An 8696-nucleotide genomic window follows, 5' to 3' on the forward strand; every position below is an offset into this window, starting at 1 on the left:
CCCAAACGAAGTAGTTATCACAATGATCTCGTCAATGTCAATTCCCTTCTGAACCTTCAAACACCAAAGCGTTTCAGTTAAAATTTGCGGTGTTGAACCAAGGATAGAGATCAAAATATTTTTCATAATCTCATCCCCCTGTCAAATTCAAAAAATGAAGACCTCTATTTGTTATCCTTATCCTATAATCCCTTCCATTCTCATCTTTCTCCACCTCAATGAGTCCATAAAGATTCAACCTATCAATCTCATCTGTATAATTACTCTTAAGTTTATTATACTCAGACCCACTCCTCGGGACCTTGTCCGAAAGAAGCTTTAATAAATCCACCTCCCTTCCCTTGGGCAAATAGAAAAGCTCGGGCAAAAACACGACCTCTTTGAATTCCTCATTCATATAATAAACTTTGCAACCCGTTAGAAAACCAGCAAGCGCACAAGCTATAACATGTGCCTTCAACCCACCTGTCGGATTGATGTAAACATCATATCCTTCTTCTTTCTTCTTCAACACAAGATAAATAAATCTATCAAGCATCTCTGCAACCCCCTTGGCAAATTCATCCCTCGCATACCTATCATCATAAAATTGCGCTTCCACAAAATAAGCAGGAAAAGTTGGATTATCATAAATTCTATAACTTTGTTTCTTCAAAAACTCTGCAATAGTGCGAAGACATATTTCATTTGAATAAGTGTTCGTCCCAGAAAGATAAACCTCAACATTTGAAGGAACTTTCCCCCTTACAACCTTTAAAAATGTGTTCAACTCAGCGCTGTTTTTTTCCGGATTTGATGATAAAAACTGATAAATATCTTCCATAAATTTGACATCATCAATCATATTTCTCCAATATTCGTTATCCGCATGCGATGCGCTGTTTTTTATCTCCCTCTGATAGTTCGTCAAAAGCGAATTCCCGACATTGATTATATGAAATTCTTTTTTCATCTTTTCACCAAAATTTTGTTTTTAACTTAAAAATTTCACCTTAACCCATCCCATCGGGAACTTCCCCTCAAAAAGATTTTTCGTATTACCCCACTTTTTATTATGTGGCTTACGAATTTCATTCACAGTCACCGCTGTAACACCACTGAACCTCCCAACCCTTATCACAAACTCATCTTTTGATGGACTTAAAATTTTGCCAATTTTATCAAGGACATCATGCATATCAACGGCAAACTCAAAAAATTCTCTTTCACGCTTAAACTCATTAAGATAAAAATCATTACAAGTTTTGATTATATAATCCTTTGACAAAGCCATCGGAATCCACTTCTCAATCCGATCCTCTGTTTCTATGCCTTTATATTTAGCTTCACTTAAAATTTCGTCAATTCTTATCTCCCCTTCAAACTCAACTGGCTTGCTTAAATTAACCTCTCCAAGGAGAACCTCTTTAAACATCTGTATCCCCACTGTTTCAACTCTACCTCGCCTCTCATTAACACTTGCGTTCAAAACTTCACCGACATGGAAAAATTCATCCGATAAATAAACATCTGAAACTTTCAAAACCCTAAAAGGATCACGCTTTGCGTCGGAACGCTCACCACCTCTGGTCTTAACAATCGCACCAACTAATTCAAGCTCCCAATGCCCCTTTTTGTCAAATAACTTTTTCTGAAACTCTTTCAATTTATGTCGTCCAATTTTTTTAATCTCATTCTGAACAGCATCATTAATTATCGCCGTCCTTATCGCACCTTTAATTGAACTGCCAGGAAGATATGGCCTAAAATCCGAAACGCTTCTAATGAAAGGTGAAATCAAAAGTTGATTTCTCACATCATTTATACTTTTATCATACTTTTCAACAACTGACCTCGTGACGCTAATTTTATACTTCGCATAACTCTCATTGAAGTTTTCAAGTATCACATTCCTCAAGCCGATCAAATTGTTGCTCTCAATGTAGCTATAGAATCTCTTCAACTGCTCCTCACTTAACCCGGAGATTAAATCATCCGACTCAATCCTATAAAAATTCCCATCCTTAATCACATACTCAAATGGACTTATATCCGCACCCATGCCTATGTGAATTGGGGTTATTATGCGATATAAAACTTTCAAAACCTGTTTGTACTCTGCCATTTTTAAACCTCCAACTTAACTTTTATCGGAAATGCGTAAGCATACTGAACAATGTCTTTATTTGAATGCACATTTTCAATCAAACATCCATAGTGATCCTTCACCTTGCTGACCTTAAAAACAGAGCCCGCCTCAAAGAAAAGAAGCGGTTTTTTAAATGGATCAATCAAAGCAAAATGACCACCCGCTTTTGGAAACTTCGTAAATAATTTATACCAAGCATCTTCAAACTCCACAAATTCATCTCCGGCAGGGATAAAATTTGAAATAGACATAAAAGCATTTCCATCACTTGCCTCAGGAAGTCCTTGCTCGGTAATTTCAATAAACTTTATCCGACCCCTTCCAACTGAAGCATCAGCTCCAAAACCATTCAGCTCAACGCATCTTAAGATTGTTTCAATCTCCCCCTTGTTAAAAAATTCCGTCTTGATTGCAAACCACATCGGCATATTTAAATCATAAAATGTCTCATCGGTTGCGAACAATTCACCCACTTCAGCAGTCGTAAATATCAAACGATCTATTTTATTGCGCAAGATCGTCTCTGTCACCACCTTACCTATAACAAACCTTTCATCCGACACCTCCTCCTTTAAAACCTCAAACAACTTATCAGGGCTTAAACCATCCTTTACCTTTTCAAAATTTTCAATTCTCATCAAATTTCGCTTTTTTAGCTTCTTGAAAATTTCCCTTTCAACTATCTCACCATCTTTACCAACCAGCGGAATGTGAGGAACAGGCAAAAATCCATCTGGATATGCATTTGATACAAGCGTCGGGTTTCCATTTTTATGTGCTTGAATGAAATCCTTACATCCCTTCTCACCCCATATATAATAACACGCCCAAGCAATATGCCCCCATATCGTATCAGATTGAAATGGCGTTATAACAGGACTTAACACTTTAAACTTCACTCTGAATGTCTTCATAATTAAACCTCAACTTCAAGTTTTAATTCCTCTGGTTTGTATTCTCTAATTTGATCAGGTCTAACGATAAATTTTATCTTCCCACTCCCTCTGCTTCCATATCCACCAAGACAATCAAGCTCAAGTAATTTCATCCCCTGTTGAATTATCTCAAACAATTTCTCATCCAACTTCCCATCATCACCCGTATCAAAAACCCTATAAACTATCTCAAAACTAAACCTAACCCCAGGTACAACCCTTTCAAGCCTGCGCGGATTTGCTTTTGCGGTAATCCTGTTCAAATTATTTTCCGTCTTTTCCTCAATTATATCATAAACCGTCAACCCCTTCTCTCTCATCTCCTTTTTATAATCATCGCTTATAAATGCATCTCTAAAGATAACTCTCGTCGGTCCACGTTTTTTTGCAATTTCCTCAAACTCCTTTTCCGGCGAAGTTCCAAACACCCGACAAATTTCACAATATAAATCTTTACATTTATGAACATCGCCATCATTATTTACTTTTCCAAATACAAGCTCCAATAAACTTCTCATTTTCCCTTTTAAAGACGAACCTGGAATATATGGTTCTCCCGTGATCGGATGTTTTAAAACTGGGTTATCCATCCCACCGATTTCAATTATATCACTGCTACCACCAATGTGAAGCCCTGTGAGAAGTTCAATTTCCCCTGTTATAACCTTATACTTTAAAAGTTTCATGGCATTAACCCCTTGTTTTTATTTTTAATCAAACTTTTCAGCTTTCCCATAATAATAGCCAACTACCGCCTCAAAATGTGTTACAAAAGCTTTAAAATCATTCTCATCATTTACATTATCAATACATTTGGTTATGAAATCAACAAATTTTGGGGGAACTAACCCTCTCCCTTTTTGATAATTCACTTTAACTTTTAGCATCTTTACAAGTGGCTTTATTTTATCAAATTTTTCTGCCTTGACCCTATCCTCAAGCGCTTTGACCTCCATATAAAACTTCCTTAACTGCGAACTTTTTAAATCTGGCTTTCTTGGGTTATTTCCAACAAGCTCATCCGCTATCTTCTCAGCTTCCTTAGTCACCAATTCCTCTTTGATCACCCATTCCCCAGTTTCAGCCTTCCTAAGGAAATACTTTTGCTCCGCCATTTTTACGCCTCCCTTTTTATTTTTTTACCCCTGTATTTATAAATCACATAAGAAATCGGTATTCTCAAACCAAGCCACAACTTCCTATACTTATCCCTCAAATTGTTCTCAACCAACTCAAACAACTTATCCCTTTCTTCTCTACCCTTGACTATCTTCCCATCTTTTATCTCAACTAAATTTCTTGCGACATCGTACCTCAAAAGGTATGTGAACCTCAATCCTTCTATATCTCCATCCTCATAATACCTCTTCGCCATCCTTTGATAGGTTAATAATCTATGCAAAAAAGTCGTCTTAACATTTGAATCCTTTGAAATCAACCACCCCTCAAGCATATCCCTCCATTTGATTAGCTCATCCAAAAGAAATCCCCATCTAACGGTTGTATTAAAAATCGTCAAACTATCTTTCACAATCTTTCCATTCTCTTTAAAACTTTTTGATCTCTCAAGAAACTCATCCGCCATAACTGCTCCCCTGTTGACGGGATATTTCGGACCTATAAGCGCTATCCCAGCGCTTAAAGTTATATCTTCATTCTCCGTCGTATATTTTCTAAATTTTTTATACATTTCAACGGCGAACTCAAAAATTTCCTTCCATTCCCCAACAAAAAGAAGGTCATCTCCACCCGAGTAAACCACATAGATATTTCTATACTTTTCTCTTACAAGTTCATCCAAAAAAGCGCTGAAATAAAAATCAAAACTTCTACTTAAAGTCACATACTTTGATATGCTCATATTCTTTGAAAACTCCACAGAAAAAATCTTTCCAAGGTTATCCACATCCGCCTTTAACACACCAAGCATTGGCTTCCCTTCGCCATCACTATCAAGCGTTCCCATCTTTGCGATTTCACCAAAAGTTTTAGTTCGTCCCATCGCCTCTTCCCAATCCTGTTTAAGCTCCCTGACCTCTTCATAAATTGACCTTTCCTCGTTAGCCCATCTCGGAACATAATTTGCGATAAATTTCACTGGATATATAAAACCAGGAAAATACCTCAACATTTCAAGATGATAAATTTTATCACCATACTTCGCTATGTTTACCTCGCTTAGTTTATGAAAATTTAAATAAACCTTTCCCCTGAGAATTGGAACGCCTAGTCCCAAGTTAACACCTGCATATGAAATCACATCAACTTCTGTCAACCACCGCCCAATATCAACAAAACTTTTACATTTGCGACATACTTTTATCGCTTCACCTTCCTCATCCTCAATTTCCTCAACCGCTGGATATGTCCCACAATATCTACAATGCCCATCCCTACGCAAGCCCTCAAACAAATCATCAAATGTAAAACCCCTTGCCCCTTCTTTAAGTATATCTATAAATTTCTTCTTTTTTCTCTCCTCAACTGAATCCTGAACTCTTATGAGAGTTTTACTGAAATTTTCACGCATCAAATCATTACCTGAAATTTCAACATCATATGAGATATTAAGCGATAAAACAGCGCTAAACTCGTCATAAAACCAAAGCGATATCTCCTTAGAAAGTTTCTCCATTTTGTTCCTCACCGACTCAACATTTGGCGCCAAAATTATAAACCTACCACCTGCATTCATTATACATGACGCTGGCAGAAGACCGATCTCCTTTAAAATGTAACTTATAATCCCTTCAGTGAATGCATAGATATAAAACGACCTCGCTCTCAATATTCTGCTTGCCCCCTTCACATTTGTCACCGAAAGCATATAGATGAAATCCTGTATCCCGCTTACATCACCATTTATAAAAATAAACTTCTTTCTGTCCCTATCCTTTATATCCTCAATTTTATCAAGTGTCCCCGTTTCAAAATGATATCTCAGAAGCGCCGCCGCAATCGCACATGTTGTCCTCAAATGATCATAAAGAGATACATCTGGCACATCCATAGTTGAACTCGGGATACACCAGGCATACTTTTCAAGCAAAGAAAGCGCCGAAGCAATCCAAACATTAAAATTGTCCCTTAAAACACCAAGCAATTTGAACTCCTCAATAAAATCATCCCAAAGTTTTTTATATTCCCCCGTTAAATCACTCATCTTTTCTTCTTGAAAAGGAAAAACACTTTCATCTGGCTTTAGCGATGTCAAATTATAAACCCACCTTTTACCCTTGCTTCCACTACCAATTCCACTGAAAACAGAAATTAATCTCTTTTCTCTAAAAGTTCCGCTTTCCTCATCTTTCAAATCCTCTGCCTTTGTCCTATCCATACCACTGCTTAACCAATCCGCCTGCTGAACTATGACCTGAAGAGGCGACTTCGGCGCATGATGCCTTGACGCAAGATTTTTAACATTGTCAAGAGCATCTCCGGTCAAACTTTCAGAAACATCAATCGGAAAGAGTGCTCCGAACTGTTCAAAAAATTCACTCGTCCATAACACATGCCTATACCTCCCCCAATCAGGGCACAATTCCCCCTCAAGCTTTTTCGTCTCCAAAGACAATCCTTCATCCCCCTTTACCGCCCTCTGCCAAAATTTACCTATATCGTGAAAAAGAGCTGAAACAGCAACTGCCCTCGTTAATTTGTCAATGTCCATATCCATAGCTAACCCGCTTTATTTTAAATCCTTTGTTAAAATTAACAAACCTTTTGTATCAAATTCAACACAAAAATTAAAAACTATGTAGTTTGCTAACTATATAGTTCTCACCTCAAAATTTCAATCCTCCCCGAGTCAAGCTCTATCCCATATCTTGGCTTGCCATATTTACCTTTATTTTTGATCTTAACCAAATCAACATTTGGAATTGGAACAACGCTCTCTATCTTCTTATTGATGTCGGAAATTTTATCGCTTAAACTTTGTCTTGGGATACCACTATCAATCCAATGCTTTATTGTTTTCACCTCCCTGCTCATCACTCCAAAATTTTTCTCAATTACGCCTAATGCCTTGGACAAGGGTCTTTGGTTTCTAAACTTCCTGATCTTCAAATTATTAACTTCTTCAAACTCTGGAAAACAAAACGAGCATAAAATTTTTCTATGATTGCGCTTACACAGCTTCCTGCTGAACACAAAGTAAAGATAAATAAAAAGCTCCGTCGGTTTTAGCTCCAAAGCCCAATCATTGACCTTAACATCACCACGTTTAACATCAACATAAAGATGGGGCTGAATCAAAGTTAAATCAATCTCACGCTGAGCTATTTTAACAAGTTCATCATAACTTTTATCTGACGGCAATATGTTCTTAAGTTTGTTCCTTAAATGAACATACGGAATTTCATAAAGCGTAATTTCAGCTCCCCTTGAAGTATGTTCTGACTTATCCGACAACCTTACAAAAGTCACTTCCTCAATAGGAATGTAAAGAAATCTACCCCCATCTTTACCCTTTAAGTTAGGGTCATCAAAGGGACTGTTGACAATGACATGATACATTTTATCCTCACCCTTGCCATAAAATTGGAATGCAAATGCCGAATAAACATCCATACTTTTTCTTCCCCCAGCGATTGAACAATGAACAATTACACTTTCATCTTTCAACTTTTGACGGATAAAATCAAAAAGCATATTTGCAGCACCCTGATTTTCTTCAACCGTTATTATATCCTCAATTTCCCTCCCATTTGTATCCTTTAGGACAATTATACTGTTTTCATCAAACTTTATCCAATTTATCCCAAACTCATCGCAAAACTTTTTAAAGCATCCACTTTCAATAAGCTCGTCAATAATCATCTTCCGCCCTTTTGAAGTCGTCAAAACAAAAACCTCAGAAATTTTCAACCTAACCCTCCTATTTTTTAAATCATCATAGGTCAATGTTTTGCCAGGCTCAGCAAAAGTCAAAAACTGAAGCGTCTCAGTAATTATCCCCGGCGTCAAACCCGCTACAACTATTAAAATATGTTTCCTCTCGCTTGTATTGTCTTCATTATGATTCACGGAATCTGCCAAATCATTTATTCTTAATTAATCCTAAATTTGGGGTAAATTCCCAATTATCAAACTCTCAGCTTGATTTTTATTTTCATTGTAAATCCTCACGTATACTTCATTGTTCTGTTTCTTCAATTCTATAGCATTATGTTCAAATCCTGCGTGAGCAAAAAAGTTCCTTTTGTCAATTTTTGAAAGATTTTTGTTTAAAATGGAAGAATAAACTTGATAATCTTGGGTTATATTTTGCAGATTTTGTATATCATATATTTCTTTATCAATTCTGTTGCTTTCTACTGGAAGGTTTTTAAAAATTTCTTCTTTTAAATTTTCAATTTCAGAAAGTTGAATATCAAAAAGTTTTTTAAATCCTAATTTTTCTAAAATTGCGCTTATTAAAAATGCTTTTACAAGATTTGAAAAGTTCTCCTCAAATTCAAATTTTCTTAAAATCTCTAACTTTCCTGAGGAATTTAAAACTATAAAATTTTCAAATTCATTTGAAATCCTTTCGATTTTATCCTTGATGTCTTTTGAACTTATCATATAACTTAAAACAAACACAGGAAGTGCAAAAAAGAAAGAACCAAGGAAAACCAAAATTTCGTCTC

General features: G+C 36.4%; 8 protein-coding genes. All 8 read right to left on the reverse strand.

Annotated features, from left to right (window positions below; all coding sequences use genetic code 11):
* Positions 1-130: 130 nt before the first annotated feature.
* Entirely contained in the window at positions 131-952 is an 822-nt protein-coding gene (locus tag FKZ43_RS11175; protein WP_140945978.1) for a putative CRISPR-associated protein, read from the reverse strand.
* Positions 953-973: 21 nt separating this feature from the next.
* The gene (gene csm5 / locus FKZ43_RS11180; RefSeq protein WP_140945979.1) at positions 974-2104 is read right to left on the reverse strand and encodes a type III-A CRISPR-associated RAMP protein Csm5; all 1131 of its coding nucleotides are present in this window, start codon (positions 2102-2104) and stop codon (positions 974-976) included.
* 2 nt (positions 2105-2106) lie between these two features.
* Positions 2107-3042 (reverse strand): type III-A CRISPR-associated RAMP protein Csm4, encoded by a 936-nt coding sequence (gene csm4, locus FKZ43_RS11185; RefSeq protein WP_140945980.1) that lies wholly within the window; start codon positions 3040-3042, stop codon positions 2107-2109.
* A 2-nt stretch (positions 3043-3044) separates the two neighbouring features.
* Positions 3045-3749, reverse strand: coding sequence for a type III-A CRISPR-associated RAMP protein Csm3 (gene csm3 / locus FKZ43_RS11190; RefSeq protein WP_140945981.1), 705 nt, complete (start codon positions 3747-3749; stop codon positions 3045-3047).
* A 24-nt stretch (positions 3750-3773) separates the two neighbouring features.
* Positions 3774-4178, reverse strand: a complete 405-nt coding sequence (gene csm2 / locus FKZ43_RS11195) for a type III-A CRISPR-associated protein Csm2 (RefSeq protein ID WP_140945982.1) — start codon at positions 4176-4178, stop codon at positions 3774-3776.
* 2 nt (positions 4179-4180) lie between these two features.
* A complete protein-coding gene (gene cas10, locus FKZ43_RS11200) occupies positions 4181-6733 on the reverse strand; it encodes a type III-A CRISPR-associated protein Cas10/Csm1 (RefSeq protein ID WP_219916532.1) in 2553 nt (850 codons plus the stop codon).
* A 110-nt stretch (positions 6734-6843) separates the two neighbouring features.
* Complete coding sequence (csm6, locus tag FKZ43_RS11205; protein WP_219916533.1) at positions 6844-8091, reverse strand: CRISPR-associated ring nuclease Csm6; 1248 nt, start codon at positions 8089-8091, stop codon at positions 6844-6846.
* A 33-nt stretch (positions 8092-8124) separates the two neighbouring features.
* Positions 8125-8696: TM1812 family CRISPR-associated protein (locus FKZ43_RS11210; RefSeq protein WP_320415062.1), on the reverse strand; the 572-nt coding region annotated here is incomplete at its 5' end.

The organism is Candidatus Thermokryptus mobilis (assembly GCF_900070205.1).
Classification (GTDB): Bacteria; Bacteroidota; Ignavibacteria; order Kryptoniales; family Kryptoniaceae; genus Kryptonium; species Kryptonium mobile.